At 32.2% G+C, this 16,746-nt stretch carries 17 protein-coding genes; 13 read left to right on the top strand and 4 right to left on the bottom strand.

Annotated features, from left to right (window positions below; translation table 11 throughout):
- Nucleotides 1-156 precede the first annotated feature (156 nt).
- The 5 genes from IMX26_RS05945 (at nt 157) to IMX26_RS05925 (ending at nt 4,635) form a co-directional block, all read left to right on the top strand.
- On the top strand, nt 157-336 hold the full coding sequence (locus tag IMX26_RS05945) for a ribbon-helix-helix protein, CopG family (protein WP_195160763.1): 180 nt from the start codon (nt 157-159) through the stop codon (nt 334-336).
- Between the two features lie 148 nt (nt 337-484).
- Nucleotides 485-775 carry a hypothetical protein gene (locus IMX26_RS05940; RefSeq protein ID WP_195160762.1) on the top strand — a complete coding sequence of 97 codons (291 nt, stop codon included), beginning with the start codon at nt 485-487 and terminating at the stop codon, nt 773-775.
- Between the two features lie 136 nt (nt 776-911).
- Complete coding sequence (locus IMX26_RS05935) at nt 912-3,257, top strand: leucine-rich repeat domain-containing protein (RefSeq protein ID WP_195160761.1); 2,346 nt, start codon at nt 912-914, stop codon at nt 3,255-3,257.
- A gap of 202 nt (nt 3,258-3,459) precedes the next feature.
- Entirely contained in the window at nt 3,460-3,816 is a 357-nt protein-coding gene (locus IMX26_RS05930; protein ID WP_195160760.1) for a MerR family transcriptional regulator, read from the top strand.
- Nucleotides 3,817-3,852: 36 nt separating this feature from the next.
- Nucleotides 3,853-4,635 carry an alpha/beta hydrolase gene (locus IMX26_RS05925; protein WP_195160759.1) on the top strand — a complete coding sequence of 261 codons (783 nt, stop codon included), beginning with the start codon at nt 3,853-3,855 and terminating at the stop codon, nt 4,633-4,635.
- 129 nt (nt 4,636-4,764) lie between these two features.
- On the opposite strand, the gene IMX26_RS05920 is transcribed toward IMX26_RS05925, so the two are convergent.
- Nucleotides 4,765-5,520 (bottom strand): CPBP family intramembrane glutamic endopeptidase, encoded by a 756-nt coding sequence (locus IMX26_RS05920; RefSeq protein ID WP_195160758.1) that lies wholly within the window; start codon nt 5,518-5,520, stop codon nt 4,765-4,767.
- A gap of 308 nt (nt 5,521-5,828) precedes the next feature.
- On the opposite strand from IMX26_RS05920, the gene IMX26_RS05915 reads away from it, so the two are divergent.
- Nucleotides 5,829-6,299 carry a hypothetical protein gene (locus IMX26_RS05915; protein WP_195160757.1) on the top strand — a complete coding sequence of 157 codons (471 nt, stop codon included), beginning with the start codon at nt 5,829-5,831 and terminating at the stop codon, nt 6,297-6,299.
- A 195-nt stretch (nt 6,300-6,494) separates the two neighbouring features.
- Here IMX26_RS05915 and IMX26_RS05910 read toward each other — a convergent pair whose 3' ends face one another.
- The 3 genes from IMX26_RS05910 to IMX26_RS05900 form a co-directional block, all read right to left on the bottom strand.
- On the bottom strand, nt 6,495-7,865 hold the full coding sequence (locus IMX26_RS05910) for a hypothetical protein (protein WP_195160756.1): 1,371 nt from the start codon (nt 7,863-7,865) through the stop codon (nt 6,495-6,497).
- 262 nt (nt 7,866-8,127) lie between these two features.
- Nucleotides 8,128-8,745, bottom strand: coding sequence for a TetR/AcrR family transcriptional regulator (locus IMX26_RS05905; RefSeq protein WP_195160755.1), 618 nt, complete (start codon nt 8,743-8,745; stop codon nt 8,128-8,130).
- An 83-nt stretch (nt 8,746-8,828) separates the two neighbouring features.
- On the bottom strand, nt 8,829-9,866 hold the full coding sequence (locus tag IMX26_RS05900; RefSeq protein WP_195160754.1) for an alcohol dehydrogenase catalytic domain-containing protein: 1,038 nt from the start codon (nt 9,864-9,866) through the stop codon (nt 8,829-8,831).
- A 300-nt stretch (nt 9,867-10,166) separates the two neighbouring features.
- Here IMX26_RS05900 and IMX26_RS05895 point away from each other — a divergent pair, with 300 nt between their 5' ends.
- Genes IMX26_RS05895 through IMX26_RS05865 form a run of 7 tightly spaced genes read left to right on the top strand, consistent with a single transcriptional unit; the run spans nt 10,167 to nt 16,727 of the window.
- Nucleotides 10,167-10,769: a Maf family protein gene (locus IMX26_RS05895; RefSeq protein WP_195160753.1), complete on the top strand. Its 603-nt coding sequence runs from the start codon at nt 10,167-10,169 to the stop codon at nt 10,767-10,769.
- Nucleotides 10,751-11,467 carry a DNA repair protein RadC gene (gene radC, locus IMX26_RS05890; protein WP_195160752.1) on the top strand — a complete coding sequence of 239 codons (717 nt, stop codon included), beginning with the start codon at nt 10,751-10,753 and terminating at the stop codon, nt 11,465-11,467. Before IMX26_RS05895 ends, radC begins: the two co-directional genes overlap by 19 nt.
- A gap of 31 nt (nt 11,468-11,498) precedes the next feature.
- On the top strand, nt 11,499-12,518 hold the full coding sequence (locus tag IMX26_RS05885; protein WP_195160751.1) for a rod shape-determining protein: 1,020 nt from the start codon (nt 11,499-11,501) through the stop codon (nt 12,516-12,518).
- 15 nt (nt 12,519-12,533) lie between these two features.
- Nucleotides 12,534-13,481: a rod shape-determining protein MreC gene (gene mreC / locus IMX26_RS05880; RefSeq protein WP_195160750.1), complete on the top strand. Its 948-nt coding sequence runs from the start codon at nt 12,534-12,536 to the stop codon at nt 13,479-13,481.
- 2 nt (nt 13,482-13,483) lie between these two features.
- Entirely contained in the window at nt 13,484-13,972 is a 489-nt protein-coding gene (gene mreD, locus IMX26_RS05875) for a rod shape-determining protein MreD (RefSeq protein ID WP_195160749.1), read from the top strand.
- On the top strand, nt 13,959-16,046 hold the full coding sequence (locus IMX26_RS05870) for a penicillin-binding transpeptidase domain-containing protein (RefSeq protein ID WP_195160748.1): 2,088 nt from the start codon (nt 13,959-13,961) through the stop codon (nt 16,044-16,046). The genes mreD and IMX26_RS05870 overlap by 14 nt, the downstream gene beginning before the upstream one ends.
- A 39-nt stretch (nt 16,047-16,085) precedes the next feature.
- Complete coding sequence (locus tag IMX26_RS05865) at nt 16,086-16,727, top strand: septum site-determining protein MinC (RefSeq protein ID WP_195160747.1); 642 nt, start codon at nt 16,086-16,088, stop codon at nt 16,725-16,727.
- The last annotated feature ends 19 nt before the right edge of the window (nt 16,728-16,746 follow it).

The raw sequence follows: 16,746 nt of genomic DNA, 5'->3' as shown, positions 1-16,746 counted from the left end.
AAAAGCTTGAAGAATATTTATAACTCAAAATACCTCGTAAACTAGGTATTTTTTTTATTACAATTATAGAAAATCTAACACTTATATATTGATTTTTGTAATGACAAATATTATAATAATATATGTAATGGCATAAATAAGAGAGGTGAAGCTTAAATGCCGAAAAAAGTTGGTCGTCCACCTGTTGAAAATCCTAAAAATATTAAGCTGCAAATAAGAGTAAGTCAAGATACTATGAATACACTTGATGAATGTGCTGAAAAGCTTAATAGCACTCGTTCTGATATTGTTCGTAAGGGAATAGAAAGAATTGCGAGTGAGTTAAAGGTGAAGTAAACAGTGGAGACTAAAAAATTTTATGAAAAGAAGCGGCCTTCTCCAAACAAGAAAACAAACCGCCTCTTCATAACCACCACTATCTTAAACAGTGGTAAATTTATTATACCTTGTTCAAGATAGTAAAACAATAAAGAGAGGTTTTACCATGAACAATTTTACATATGATTTTAAAAATTTTACAGCTTTAATGGTTCAAAAGGTATATCAAGAGTTAAAGAAACAAAATCGGGAAACTCTAGAATTAGAGAACTACTTAACTGTTTATGAACATAAGTTTAATGAAGTTATTGAGAGCCTAAACGATCATGACAGAGCTTTTACAGATAACTATATAGAAAAAAAGCTCTTAGTTGAAGTAAACCAAAATGAAGATATTTACCTACAGGGCTATAAAGACTGTATTGCATTATTAAAAGAAATAGGTGTGTTAAATTAAGTAATAATTTTGTGAGAAAGGCAAGTGCAAAAGTACTTGTCTGCTCCTAATATTAAGCTAAAGTATATTATAAACGAGCCGTTTAAATAGTTAGTTAAATATTAAACAAGATAACTAAAAAAAGGGAGATAATTTTATGATAAAAGCTAATAAATTTAAAACACTAATAATTTTAATTGTTATGTTTTTAGTGGCTGGCTGTAACAATAGTGATAACAACCTAAAAAAGCTAGCAGATATTAATGATATTATTGATAGTAATATGTTTTATGAGAATGATGAATATGCTTTTGATAAACCTAGTAATACAATTTTATACTATAATGCAGAAAAAACAGAAATTTTAGTACCTAGTGTTATAGATGGGGTAGCTGTTTTAAAAACAGGAGAGCGATCTTTTTTTGATAGAACTTTTATTAAAAGTGTCAGCTTTAAGGAAGGTATAACAACTATTGGTAGAGAAACTTTTTTAGGAGATTCATCACTAGCAACTGTAATTCTGCCTAATAGTTTAGTAAGTATAGAGAACTATGCATTTGCTTGTTGTACATCACTAAAAACAATTGATATACCTAAAAATGTGAGCAATATTAATCTTGATGCATTTATAGATTGTAAAAATCTTCAGTCAATAGCAGTTGACTCTCAAAATACTTATTATACTTCAATAGATGGCATTCTTTTTAATGATGATATAACCACACTAATAAAATATCCACCTGCTAAAAAATTAAAAAAGTATGTTATACCAAAAAGCGTTAATAAAATAGAGGAAGATGCTTTTTCACAATGTACTCAATTACAAGAGGTAGTTGTTCCAGATACTGTTACAGAAATAGGTAGAGCAGCATTTAGTGATGCAACATCAATCACCAGTATTTCTTTACCAGAGGGTTTGCAAATAATTGAAAATTCAAGTTTTTATAATTGTATTTCTCTAGTTAATATAAATATACCTAGTACAGTAACTACAATTAAAGACCAAGCTTTTGAGTATTGTGAGTCTTTAACAAGTATTACATTACCTAAGGGTTTAACTAAAATTACAAGACAGTTATTTAGTAATTGCAAATCATTAAAAAAAATAATAATACCAAATGCAGTTACTGAAATAGGTGAAGATGCTTTTAGTTACTGTAGCTATCTTGAGAACATAGAAATTCCAGATGGTTTACAGAAGATTGAGCGTGGAAGTTTTATAAATTGTGAAAAGTTAAAAAGCATTTACTTACCTAATAGTATTAACTATGTAGGAGGAGCAGTCTTTAATGGTTGTAGCTCACTTACTAGCATAGTTTTACCTAGTAACTTAACAGAACTTTATAATTATTTGTTCGAAGATTGTATAAACCTTACATCAGTACAGTTACCTAAAAGCTTAACAACTATTGGTGAGTATGTATTTTATAAATGTTCTTCTTTAACAAATATTACAATACCTAATGAAGTAACACATATTAAACAATCTGCTTTTACAGGTTGTAAAAATCTTATAAATATATTTATTCCTAAAAATGTTGAACGTATAGAAGATTATGTATTTAAAGGTTGTTTAATGCTCGAAAGCATAGATGTAGACAAAAATAATAAACACTATAGCTCAAGTGATGGGGTATTGCTAAATAAAGATGCAACAGTATTGATGAAATATCCACCAAATAAAGCAGATGAAATTTATAATGTAGGTGACCATGTAAAACACTTAAATTCTTACTCATTTAATGATTGTAAGAATTTAAAAGAGATATTTATAGCTGCAAATGTTAGCAAAATATACGATAATGTATTTGAAAACAGCAAAAGTTTATTTAAGATAACTGTTGATAACAATAATGAAAACTATGAATCAGATTATGGTGTTTTATTTACTAAGAATAAAGCTGATTTAATAAAGTATCCCGAGGGTAAAGAAGATAAAAGCTATAATATTCCTCAACAAACCAAAACAATTTTAGAATATGGTTTTAAGAATAGTTTATTTATTGAAAATATTATTTTAGCAGATAATATTAAAGTAATAAACAAAGATACTTTTGAGAACTGTAGAGCATTAAAGAGTATGGTATTTCCTCAAGAACTACAAGAAATTGGTGAGCATGCTTTTATGAATTGTATTAGTTTAAAAGAATTAAAGCTACCAGAATCAATAAAAGTAATTAATACAGGCTCTTTTGAAAACTGTTTTGGCTTAGTAAATGTTGAGTTAAAAGCAGTTAAGAAAATAGGTTATGATGCATTTAAATCATGTGTTTTGTTAGAGACCATAAAAATACCAGCTAGCTTAACTGATATTTTACAACAAGCATTTGCTGACTGTGTTAACTTAAAGCAGGCAATATTTTTAGGAGACGCACCAAACGGAATAACATATAACATTTTTGAAAACTGTGATGCAGATTTTACAATATGCTATTCACACAATACAACAGGCTGGGATAATGAATATATAAAATATAAAACTAAACTGTTAAAAATACAGTAATTACGAACGCTGGGGACGGGTACATTTGTTCGTTTTCCGAACAAAATCACCCGTCCCCAGCGTTCGCAAATTTTTTTAAATGATTACTTTTAGGGTTGTGTTTGTAAAGAGCTATTTAGATATCACATTATAGTAAAAAAATAATAATTATTTGACCTCAACCATGGTTTAGGTATTATCATTTATTTGGGAGGTATTAATAATGAAAATTGGAGACATAGCAAAAAGAGCTGGGCTAACTATTTCTGCATTAAGATACTATGAAAAGCAAAATTTAATTAGAAACGTTCATAGAAATAAACAGGGTTTAAGGGATTATACTGAAGACGACTATAAGTGGATTAAGTTTTTAGTAGCTATGAAAAATGCCAGACTTTCATTAGCAGAAATTAGCCAATACGCTGATTTATATTACTCTCAAAATGAAGACTTTAAGTTACGCTTAGCTGTTACAAAAAAATGCCGTGCAAAACTAATAGCAGATTTTAATGAATTACAGCAGGCTATTAAGTTTTTAGATAAAAAAATAACTTTTTATGAACATAAATTACAGAACTAAAGTAAGATTCGTTAAATAATAAAGGAGGACAGTAAAATGAACCTAAGAAAATATGGAACTGCTCCCTATAAAGTAGCTGTAGTTCATGGTGGGCCAGGTGGGGCAGGATCTATGAAGCCTGTTGCCTTAGAATTAAGCAAGTATTTTGGGGTATTAGAGCCTTTACAAACAGCTATGTCTGTAGAGGGTCAAATAACAGAATTAATGCAAGTACTAGAAGAAAACTGTAAAGAGCCTATTACTCTTATTGGCCACTCTTGGGGTGCAATGCTAATTTATATGTTTGCAGCTAAACATAAACATTTAGTAAAGAAAATTATTATGGTAAGTAGTGGAGCTGTTGAGGAAAAGTATTATCCAGATCTATGCCAAAATAGAGAAGATCGTTTAACAGAGGCGGAGCGAGAAGAGCTTAGTTGTTTAAAAAAGAAATTTAGTAATCCAACTAGTAATAAAAACATGAATGAAATCTTTGCTCGGTTTGGTAAACTAATGGGCAAACTCGATACTTATGATTCTGTAGAAACAGAAAAAAATACTAGCATGATCAGTTATGAAATATTTAATAAAGTTTGGCCACAGGCTCATGCTATGCGCAAAAGTGGAGAAATGGCAAAAATGGGCAAGCAAATAAATTGCCCTGTGATAGCTATTCATGGAGATTATGATTCACACCCAATAGAAGGAATACGTGATTCACTAAAAAATATAGTTAAAGATTTTACCTTTTATGAATTAAAAAAATGTGGTCATACACCTTGGGTTGAGAGATGGGCCAAAGAGCAATTCTATAAAATTATATTATCTTGTATAAATTAACACTTGCATAATTAAAGTTTGTCTCTAATAACTAAAACTATAGCTAGGCAGCGACTTTTGGTTGTTTTGTGGTGGACTTAAAGTAAAAATGGGTAGGTAGCATGAAAACCTACCCCTAAACGTAGTCTATTAAGCTGCATATACTGCAACAATAAAGCTAATTACTGAAAATATATTACTTAAGCTATGAAAAACAATTGAAATATAAATGTTTTTCTTTTTCCATGCTAAATAAGCCGCAGGCAAAAACACCACAATTCTAAATATGTTATTAAACGGAAGCCAAAAATGGTACAAGGAAAATAGTACTGTTATAATGATTGGTGCATACTTACCGTATCTGCTTATTTTTGATGTGAGGTAACCTCTAAAAAACATCTCTTCAATAACTGGTCCAATAAAACCATTAAAAATAAAATATACAATACAGGTTATAAGCACTATACTATTTGAGTATTGTTTTAAATATTCTATATTGCTCCAGTGAAAGTATGTTGGAATAACACGCGTAAGTTGACTTGAAATTGGTGAAAATAATGTGTTTTCTAGGGGAGCTATTATTGCGGACATAATACCAGCAAAAGCAAATAGTAACGACCCATATAACAATATAATCCACCACCGTAGTTTTTGGTGATTAGTAAAGGCACTTTTTAAGCCATACTTTCCATATTCTTTTTTACTTGCTCGTAATATAATCCATAACTGGATTGGCATTAGTATACACATGGCTAAAATGCAAAACATTAAAAGTGATGGTATCGTTTTGTTTAAATAACCTGCTAAAATATAGAGTAGTGTTAAGATTGATGTTGGTAAAAAAACAAGAAGAAGTACCTTTAATAGGCTTAGATTACTATGTATTTTTTTACTTAATGCATTCATGTGTTACCTCCAGCTGTAATATATTAAACTAAAAAATAGGCATGTAAAATTAAATATAATAAAAATCTTAAAGATGACAGAGCGAGATTATGTATAGCTAATAAATTTCATGTAATGATTACTAATATTATCATATTATTTATTTTATGTACATTTAATATGTTGATTAACGAACGCTGGGGACGGGTGCATTCGTTCGTTTTCCGAACAAAATCACCCGTCCCCAGCGTTCGTAAGCACTGCTTAAGGGCTATCCATTATAAAGATGATGTTTTATATTGTTGATAAGATTTATGAGAGGTGAAAGAATGCAATTGTCTAGAAGAGGAAAAAAACTTTTATTTAATTCTATAGTTATTATATCTCTAATTTTATTAACTGTTATCCATATATGCCAAAAAGAAAATGAAAAAAAACTTCTAAGTATTTATGAGTTTTTTGTAAACACTGATAAAATTGAATCTATTGTTGTATATAATCATATTAATAATGAAGAAATTGTATATAATAATAAAGATGAAATACAGTATATAATCAATACATATAAGCATGATAATGTAGTTTTCTCTAATACTAGGCAGATTATGAAACGCAAAACAGAGATGATGTATAGTGTGAAAATATTCTTATCTGATGCATGGATAGAAGAGATGACTGTTTATTCTGTAGATAAGAAAATTTATTATGGTGATATGAAAGCATCATTTAATCTAAATGGTAAAAACTATATACTGCTTTTTAGAGGTAAAGTTTGTTCTATTGAAGTGAGTAAAGAGTAGTGAATTGTTATTTAACGAACGCTGGGGACGGGTGTATTCGTTCGTTTTCCGAACAAAATCACCCGTCCCCAGCGTTCGTCATATAGGTAATAGGATTAGTATAGGCAGAGTTATCTTAACCAACTACAAGTTAGGGTATAAAATTATAAAGTTAATTGTGTGAGCTTAGTGAGTAAACTCACATTATTTAAAAACCTATAATATAAATATTGCAACAATAGTAGTAACCAGTAATCCAATTACAACCGGTATAAAATTTCGTTTAGCCAACTCTATAGGAGAAACTCGGCAAATGGCAGCAGCAGGAATTAAACCCCAAGGAACAATTGTTCCTCCCCCAACCCATATGGCAGAAATTTGACCTAAAGCAGCTAATACAGATGCCTTAACATGGATAGCCTCAGCAAATACTTTGGCTAAACCTCCAGCAAGTGAAATGCCTGAGAATCCTGAGCCATCTAAGCCTGTAATAGCACCAACAGTACTCTGTAGCGAGCAAGCAATAATCTTATTCATAGGTATAGCTTGAGATAAAGCAATTCCTATATCAGATAAAATTCCATGAGAAGTGGCTGGTAAAAAAGATGCTCCAATTGTAGCACTAAATGGACCTAACTGACCTAAGTAAAAAAAAGCGGCAATAGGTATTATTGGGCTAAATATTTCTATGCCAAACTTAAAACCACTTTGCAAAAATTGAGTTACTTTTTCAAGTGATTTTTGTTTAAAGTTTATAAATGAAATAATAACTAACAGTAATACAGCTGTTCCGCCTATTAAGGCCGTTGCTTCTCCACCTTTAAGATTAAAAGCATACATACAAACAATGTCTGTTAAAAATGCAAAAGGTACTAAAAATGCTGATATTACGGTCTGTTTATTGCTTTTAATGTTTTTATTAAGCTTAACCTGTTGTGTAGCCTGTAGTTTACCTTTTTTCATGTCTCTGTTTAACATAAAAAAAGCAATAGCAATAGACACAATTGCCATTACCCAGTACAAAATCATGCCATCTACCATTATATCAAAAACGCTTACCCCAGCAGCGGCAGCAGTAATAGTAGGGGCTCCTTGGATAACAAAGTCAGAGGATAAAGCCAAACCATGGCCAAACAAGTTAATAGCCATAGCTACTCCAATTGCCGGTAATCCAGCTTTTAAGGCTATTGGTAAAAATATAGCACCAACTAGTGCGGTAGCAGGAGATGGCCAAAAAAACCAAGATAAAATTAGCATTACAAAACCAACAGCAAAAAATGCACTTGTTCTATTTTTAATTACTTTTATAAAGGGAGATACCATAACTTGGGTTGCATTTATTTCTTCAAGAGCTTTAGATAAAGCAACAATGAGTGAGATTACTAAAATAATAGTTATGAGCTCTTTAGTAGCAACCAAAAATGAAGTGAAAATGGCTGCAATAGAGAAAATAATGTTACCACTAGCACATAAGCTAATGAAAAAAATGCCTAATATACATGGTATTAAGGTGTCTCTTTTTAAAGCCATAGTTACTAAAGTTATTACAATAAAAGCTATGTAAATGAAATGAACACTCGTTAACATTTTAAACCTCCTTCCTCTTAATTTTTATAGTATGTAAATTACGCTTAATTTGTGAGCTTTGAAATAGCTAAAAAAATACAAATAATTTATTTACTTTGTTGTATTAGCTAATACTAATTAAATTATGTTTATGGAAAGAGATTCTTGAGTATGGTTAATTATTATAAATTACATAAAAGTAAAAAAAATACATATATAATTAAATGAAAAAACTAGGCAGTATTAAATATACCCCTAGTTAAAGATTATATATGTAGTAATTTTATTTACTAATTATAGACTCGAATAATAAGGTAGTCATTTGCTTAACTTGTTTTTCAATAAATTCGTCACTAAAAACATCTGTATTTAATGATTTAAAAAAGGTATTTTGAGTAATAATAGGTAACCAAGCCATGGCCATAGCATCAAGCCACACTATAAAGGTATCTAAATCTGGCCTTATAATTCCAACTTCCTGAGCTTTTACTAAATATTGATGACTCCAGGATACTGTACCTGGAACATATTCATAAATCCAATCATGAGGGTTTTTAGACATGGATTCGCGCACAAGTATTTTAGCTAAGTTGGGATTTTTGTAGGTGTAAAAAATGTGTCTAAATAACAAATCTTTTAATATTGGTATACTAACTTCATCATCGTAATTCAAAGTTTCAACAAATCGTTGTTCATCTGCTATTAATGCTTGCACTGCACTTTTGTACAATAATTCTTTATTTTTAAAAAAATAAGATGGTGTTGTACGCGATAAACCGCTATGTTCGCCGATTTCGGTTAAGGTAGTAGCCTTAAACCCCTTTTCAGCAAATAAATTTTGGGCTGCTTCTATAATTTTTTTTATAGAAACCTCTGCATTTCGCTTCTTCTCTATAGTCATTATGTTCCCCTTTACACAAATTAACAATCTACTATATGTATTATAGCAGATTGTTAATCATGTTATAGGTATATATAGACATTTTAAGGTTTTATTATAATCTTAACAACCTCATCAGGATTATTCATAAACATATCTAGGGCTTTTTCAATCTCTGTAAGCTTCATTGTATGAGTAATAAGGGGCGTTAAATCAAGTTTACCTTCAATAACTTTATTTAATAATGTTTCTATAATGGTTAAGTTACCAAGACCCATAGCAAAGGTAATATTCTTAAAGAAGTGTTTAGGATCAATCGCTACTGGCTTTGCTGGTATACCAACCATATATAGATTACCATTAATACCTAAACACTCTAACCCTTGGTTTATTGTAACCTCTAGGCCTACAGCATCAATTACTAAATCAGCTCCAAAATTATTGGTGTATTCAGCTATTTTGGCCAAAACATTGTCTTCTCCAACAACAACGCCATGTGTAGCGCCCATTTCAAACGCTTTTTTTAACCTATTTTTTGATTTTTCAACAGCAATTATGGTTTTAGGATTGTGCAACTTTGTTGTAGCTATTGCAGATAAACCTACTGGTCCGCAACCAAAAACAACAACATTATCTGTGTTTTTTACCCCAAAATGAACGGCCGCTGAGTAACCTGTTGCAGCAATATCTGATACAAAAATAGCCTGTTCGTCAGTAATATTAGCTGGTAGCTTTAACAAACAGTTGTCTGCATGTGGAACACTCATATATTCAGCATGTGTACCATCGAGGCCACCCATAGCCTCTCCACTGCCATGTATACCGCCATTTAAACAATGAGCAACGTTGCCTCTTTTACAATTTATACACTCACCACAATAAGGGGCAGGGGGACCAGTAACTCTATCACCAATCTTAAACTTTTTAACCTCTGAACCAACTTCTTCTATAACACCAACATACTCATGGCCTAATACAAAGCCTGGTTTAGTAGGTATAACACCCTCAATTATATGTACATCACTACCGCAAATAGTTGTTGAGGTAATTTTAACTAATACATCCTTTTCGCTTTTTAGAACAGGCTTTTCAACATCTTTAAGTACAGCTTTATGAACTGCCTCTTGGTATAGTGCTTTCATTTTTTTTCTCCTTTTTTGAATCTATCTCGTAATATATTTTAACTAGCTGAATGTTTATTTAGTTAATTCTAACAAATTAAATTTATAAAATCAATAGTTTTTTTTGACTCAATATAGCTAAGGTTTAAGAGCATAATAATTATCTCTTAATATAATTTGGAATTTTACCAAAATTTAACTATTATTAAATTTAAATAAATTTAATATTCATACAAAAATTACTGTTTTATTTGTTGAATTATTGGTAAAATAAATAGTAGATTGTACATTATTTTATTTCTGAGCTTAGGTGGATTTAATATGAAAAAAATATATTTAGCTTCAGCGTCACCACGAAGATTACAACTATTAAAACAAATAGGTATCGAACCAGAGGTTGTGGTTGCAGATTTTAATGAAAATATGGGTGGTAAATTAACGCCGAAGCAAATTGTTATAGATAACGCTGTAGGTAAAGCAAAAGCAGCATCACAGAATATATCTACTAAGAATTCGCTTATTATTGCAGCTGATACAATTGTGGTTTATCAAAATAGAATATTAGGTAAACCTACTTGTAGAAAAAATGCTTATGAAACTTTAAAAGTGTTAAGTGGTAAACAGCATTCTGTTTTAACGGGGGTGTGTGTTATAGATAAAAGTACATCACAGCACCTAGCAGCTGCTGTTGAAACTTTAGTTGAAATGAGAGAGATAAATCACAATGAAATAGAGGCTTATTTAAATACTGATGAGCCATACGATAAAGCTGGTGCATATGGCATACAGTGTTTAGCGGGTGTTTTTGTTAAAAGTATAACTGGGTCATATAGTAATGTTGTTGGATTACCAGTTGAGACTGTTGGGGAGATGTTAAAAAAATTTAATTTCGAGGTATTTTCACAATGGCATCAAAAGAAATAGCACAAAATATGCATTATACAATTAAAGACATGGTGCCTGATGAAAGACCACGAGAACGTATGGTTAAGTTAGGTGAACAGTATTTAAAAGACTCTGAGTTAATTGCCCTAGTACTAACTGCTGGGTCAAGACACAATAATGAGCGTGTAACTGCTTTAGATTTAGCTAATCATATATTAGCAAAATATAGTTTATCTGATCTTATAAATGTTACAGTGCCTGAACTTTTAGAAATACATGGTGTAGGTGTAGCTAAAGCTACTCGTTTAAAAGCAGCTTTAGAGATTTCTCGCCGAATTGCAATCAAAACAGAAGCAGACCAATATGCAATAACAAGTCCTGAATCAGCAGCAAATTTTTTGATACCACGTTTGAGGTACAGAGCTAAAGAGTACTTTTTAGCAGTTTTATTAGACTCAAAAAATAAGGTTATAAAATGTTGTGAGGTTCATGTTGGAACAGTAAATGCCTCGTTAGTACATCCTCGAGAGGTGTTTAGAGAGGCTATTCGTCATAGCGCTGTATCCTGTATTTTGGCACACAATCACCCTAGTGGAGATACCACTCCAAGCGGTGAAGATTTAGGTATTACAAGAAGATTAGTACAAGTTGGCGAAATAATAGGAATAAACATAATAGATCATTTAATAATTGGGCATAACTCCTTTTTAAGTTTTAAAAGGGAGGGCATACTATAGTATATCAGTCACAGAAAGGAGCCCAACCATAATGAGTTTTTTAAACAGTTTTTCGAAAGATATTAGTATAGATTTAGGAACTGCCAATACTCTAGTGTATGTACATGGTAAGGGTATTGTCTTACAAGAGCCTTCAGTTATAGCAATAAGAAAAAACACCGGAGAGATAATGGCTGTAGGAAACGATGCCAAAAAAATGATTGGTAGAACTCCTGGTAACATAACAGCAATAAGACCTTTGGTAGATGGTGTAATAGCAGACTTTGATGTTACCCAAAAAATGATTGCTGACTTTATAAAAAAAGTTTATAAAAATAGAGGATTTGTAAAACCACGAGTAGTGGTGTGTGTACCATGTGGAATCACAGAGGTAGAAGAGCGTGCCGTGAAAGAGGCTGTTGTTCAAGCCGGTGCACGAGAGGCCTTAACAATAGAAGAACCTATGGCTGCAGCAATTGGAGCTAATTTGCCAGTTATGGAAGCAGAAGGTAATTTGGTAATAGATATAGGCGGTGGAACAACTGAGGTTGCCTTAATATCACTTGGAGGCATTGTTAAGTTTCGTTCTGTACGTGTTGGCGGAGATAAGATGGACGAAGCCATAATTAGTTATATTAAACGTAACTTTAACTTAGCCATAGGTGCCAGAACTGCAGAAAATATTAAGATAAGTATTGGTTCAGCAATACCCGTAGAAAACGAAGAGAATATTGAAATGAATGTAAGGGGTAGAGATTTACTTACAGGATTACCTAAAACAATACAGGTCACTTCAAAAGATATTAGAGAAGCCCTTGACTGGTGTATAGAGTCAATAATTGATGCTGTAAAATTTACTCTTGAACGTACCCCACCTGAATTAGCCGCGGATTTAATGGATAGAGGTTTACTACTAAGTGGTGGTGGATCATTACTAAAAGGTTTAGACATACGCATAAGTGAGACTACTCATATGCCTGTGTTTTTAGCCGAAAACCCTTTAACTGCAGTAGCTATTGGAGCTGGTAAATATTTAGATTATGTTTCAAAGGGTAAAAAATCTGAAAAATAAAATTTGGAGTATACTATGTGGGAGAAGTGGAAAAAACATATAACAATTATTATTAGTATTTCTATACTTTTGGTGTTAATGGTGCTTACTATAGGCAGTAATTATCACAGAGGTATAGCTAGTGTTGCCGATAGAGCTTTTTATCCTATTCAAGTGATATTTAAAAGCATTAGTAACTTTGGAACTAAAACTATGCAAAATATTAAAGACTTTAAAAATGTTCAAAATCAGCGAGATGAATTGCTTTTTGAAATAGCACAGTTAAAGAAGTTTCAGAGCGAAAATCAAGAGCTTAAAAGGGAAAACAAAAGCCTGTTAGAGGCCTTAAATTATAAGCAAAAAAATACAGAGTTAACTATGGCCTTCTCTCGCGTAGTTATGCGTGATCCCTCAGATTGGTATAAAGGTGTAACCGTAGATATAGGAAGCTCCTCAGGCATAACTAAAGGTATGACTGTAGTTTCTATACAAGATAAACAAATTGGATTAGTAGGTATTGTAGAAGAGGTGTATAAGTACACCTCTAAAGTACATTTATTAGTTGACCCAGCTAAAAACATTGCGGCTGCCGCACATGTGTCCAATAAAGTTTTACCAACTAAAATAGCTGATAAGCCAAATCCTTCTATGGTAACAGATGAAGAAGCAGTGCCAGATGTACCAAAAGAAGAGCCCATATTGTGGTACCAAGGAGTAATTGAAGGTAGTACAAAAAACCCAGGTATGATGGAGATGATTTATCTTACTCACGAGGCTCAAATTGAGCTTGGCTCTACGGTAGTGACTACAGGCTTAGGAGGCTATTACATACCAGATATACCAGTAGGTGTGGTTAAAGAACTAAAAAAGGATGCCTACGGATTGCTTCAGAGGGCTATTATTAAACCCCATATAGATTTAGGCAGATTACAAGAAGTTATCATAATTACCAACCCTAAACCCCAAAAAGTAGTAGGACAATAGTAATGAAGCAAAGATATTATGTATTAATAGGCTTTTTTATTGCCGTAGTTCAAACCTATTTGGGTCAGCTTTTTGAAATTAATGGAGTTGTCCCAGACTTAGTTTTAGTTTACATAGTATGTTTAGCACTACAACAAGGAAATAAGCCGGCCTTAATAACAGGTTTAGTTGTAGGATTAATGTACGACATACTTTTTGCCGATTACATTGGTTTATATAGTATATTTTATGTAACTGTAGGTTATGTAATTGGTTATTTTAGACATAATTTTTTTTATTCAAACGTGCAAATAGCACTAGTATTTACAATTGTATCAACTACACTTAAATATTTATTTATAAAAATTTTTCAAATATTTATAAGTGTTAATTTTAATATGATAAATATAAAAGTTATATTTTTTACAATTTTATATAATGTTTTAATTTGTATTCTTATTCATTTTGTTTTAACTAAAGTAAAGATGTGGTCAGAAGATGAAAGAAAATAATATAGAAAAACAAAGATGGAGAGTTTTAATCCTCATAATTTTTTTTGTAGGCGCCTATTTAATTGGGGGCCTTATTTGGCTTCAACTAATTAATGGTAAAGCGAATGCAGATAAAGCTAGAAATAGGAGTGTTCGTCAATTAACTATACCTGCAAGTCGTGGGGTAATATATGATGCCAAGGGCGAAGTAATAGTTAATAGTAAAAGTGGATATGTAATTTCTATGACCTATGTAAACGCCGAAGAAAACCTAAAATCAATTGAGCAAATAGCTAAAATACTATTGCCTCAAAAAATAACTGAGGAATTCGAAAAACAATACAAGGAAGATCCAGCAAGCAATATTAATAAGGAACAAAGCTTAAGTGCTTATAAACTAGCTAATGAGCAACGCCTTTTACAAGAGTTAATAGACACTATGGTTGAAATAGCCGAGGCTCGTAGATTATTTAGACAATTTGAGCCAATTAGGCTAGCACCCATTAATCGTAAAACAGTTAATCATATTTCGCTTGAAATAGTTGCCTCAATTGAGGGTATGCGTGCAGATCTACCTAATATTATGGTAGAGGTATACCCTGAACGACAGTATAAATTAGGCAACTATGGCTTTCATATTTTAGGAGGCATAAATGAAATAGATAGAGTTGGTAGAGAGGGTTTAGAAAAATCCTATGATGAGTATTTAAAGGGTAAAGATGGCAAGCGTTTAGTAGAGGTAAATAGATACAACAGGCCAACCAATGAACTTGAGGTAATTCCTCCTGAGCAAGGAGATAATTTACATTTAACCTTAGATAAAGATCTGCAAAAGGTTGCCGAAGATGCTTTGCTAGATGCTATGCAAGAAACCCGTGATCGTATACTAAGAGAGGCTAAATATAAACGTTACTCCACTGCCGAAAAAGATTTGCCTTATTCGGGAGCAGTTGTAGTTATGGATGTGAATACCGGAGCAATTAAGGCTATAGCTTCTTTTCCACAGGTAGATAGAGATAACTATGCAGATATTTGGAATGAGGACGACCCCTTCGTTAAAAGATTTAAGCCAGGTACAAACAGAGCTACTGGTGCTTCAAGGCCACCTGGATCAATCTTAAAACCTTTAATCGGTATAGCTGGAATTGAAACGGGAGTTATCGATGAAAATACCACTATATACTGTAATGCTGTTTATCGAGGTTTATATAATAACTGGCGTGGTTCAAGACTTTTTTGCTGGGATAAATCTGGTCATGGAGGGCCTATTGACTTAACTGCTGGACTAAAAAACTCATGCAATCTCTACTTCTACCCACTGGGTGAAAAGTTAGGAATAGAGAATATTGGAACATATTATAGTAAATTTGGTTTTGGAGTATCACCTGAGTTTACAGATTTAACATATAAAACAGTCAATAGTGATGGTGAGGAGAGTATAGCTAATGCTACTAGTTTAAGCAAAGGCTTAGTAGTAGATTTAGAGAAGTTTATAGATATTCATAAAAGCAAACCTACTGGAGGGCAACTTGCTCAGGCTGGAATTGGCCAAGGTGACTATCGAGTAACACCTTTGCAAATTGCCACTTATACATCTATGTTGGCAAATGGTACGTTGCAAGAAGATGGAACCTACACAGTATTTAGAAATAAACCATACATTGTTGATAAAGTTACAAATACTAACGGTGAAATAATTTACCAAGCAGAACCTGAAGTATTAGACAAACAAACAATAGAAAAAAAAGCCCTAGATTTAGTTAGAGAGGGTATGCGTAAAGTAACCCAAGAAAAGGGTGGTGCTGATGGACATACAGGATCTGGTTTTTGGGCATTTCATAAATATGATTATAGGCTAGGTTATAAGCAGATATTGCCATTTGAAGTTGCTGGAAAAACAGGAACAGCCCAAGATTATGGTTGGGAAAACCACGGTTGGTTTATCTCATATGCTCCCTATGAAAAACCAGAGATTGCGGTAGTTGTTTTAATGGAGCAGGGTTTATCTGGAGGTAGAACAGTTGCCCCTGTAGCCCGCCAAATTTATGAGGAATACTTTAAAGAAGAGATTGCAGCATATATTGCATCAAAATAAAATTAAGAACAATGTATATTAAATGGAAGGTGAGTAAATTTGGCAACACAGGCTTTAACTATTAAAGGTGGAAAATGCGGAATTATAATCTTAATTAACGCTACATTTACATTTAATGAAATTTTACAAGACTTAGAGAAGAAATTTATTCAAAATACTAAGTTTTTTAAGGGTGCAGCTATAAAGTTAGAGAGCAATACACTCGAAATAATAAATGAAGGGCAGTTTAAAATCATAGCTAGTGCAATGGCTAATAACACATCAATAGCAAGTATTAACAATTATCAACAGTACCTTAATAGTGTACCAAAATTAACTAATGAAGTAAAAGAAAAATATATAGTACTGCCAACTCAATTTCACATGGGAAACATACGCTCTGGGCAATACCTAAAACATAAAGGTAATGTAGTGGTAATGGGTGATTTAAATAGTGGTGCTCAAGTTGAAGCAGACGGTAATATTTGTGTTATGGGTGTAATTAGGGGTACAGTTCATGCTGGGATTAATGGAGATAAGGAGACTTTTATTAGCTGTAAAAAGTTTGATGCCCCACAAGCTCAAATACGCATAGCTGACTTAATTGTAAGGGCAGAAAAAGAAAGCAATATTAAAAATACGGCAGGATTAGAGATTGCCCGCATAGAAGATGATAATATAGTAGTACTGACTAAAGAATAAAGGTAACGCTGAGGGGGAT

Source organism: Clostridium sp. 'deep sea' (assembly GCF_014931565.1).
GTDB lineage: Bacteria > Bacillota > UBA994 > PWPR01 > PWPR01.
The sequence above is the reverse complement of the archived record's forward strand: the minus strand, read 5'-3'. Positions and strand labels throughout refer to the sequence as shown.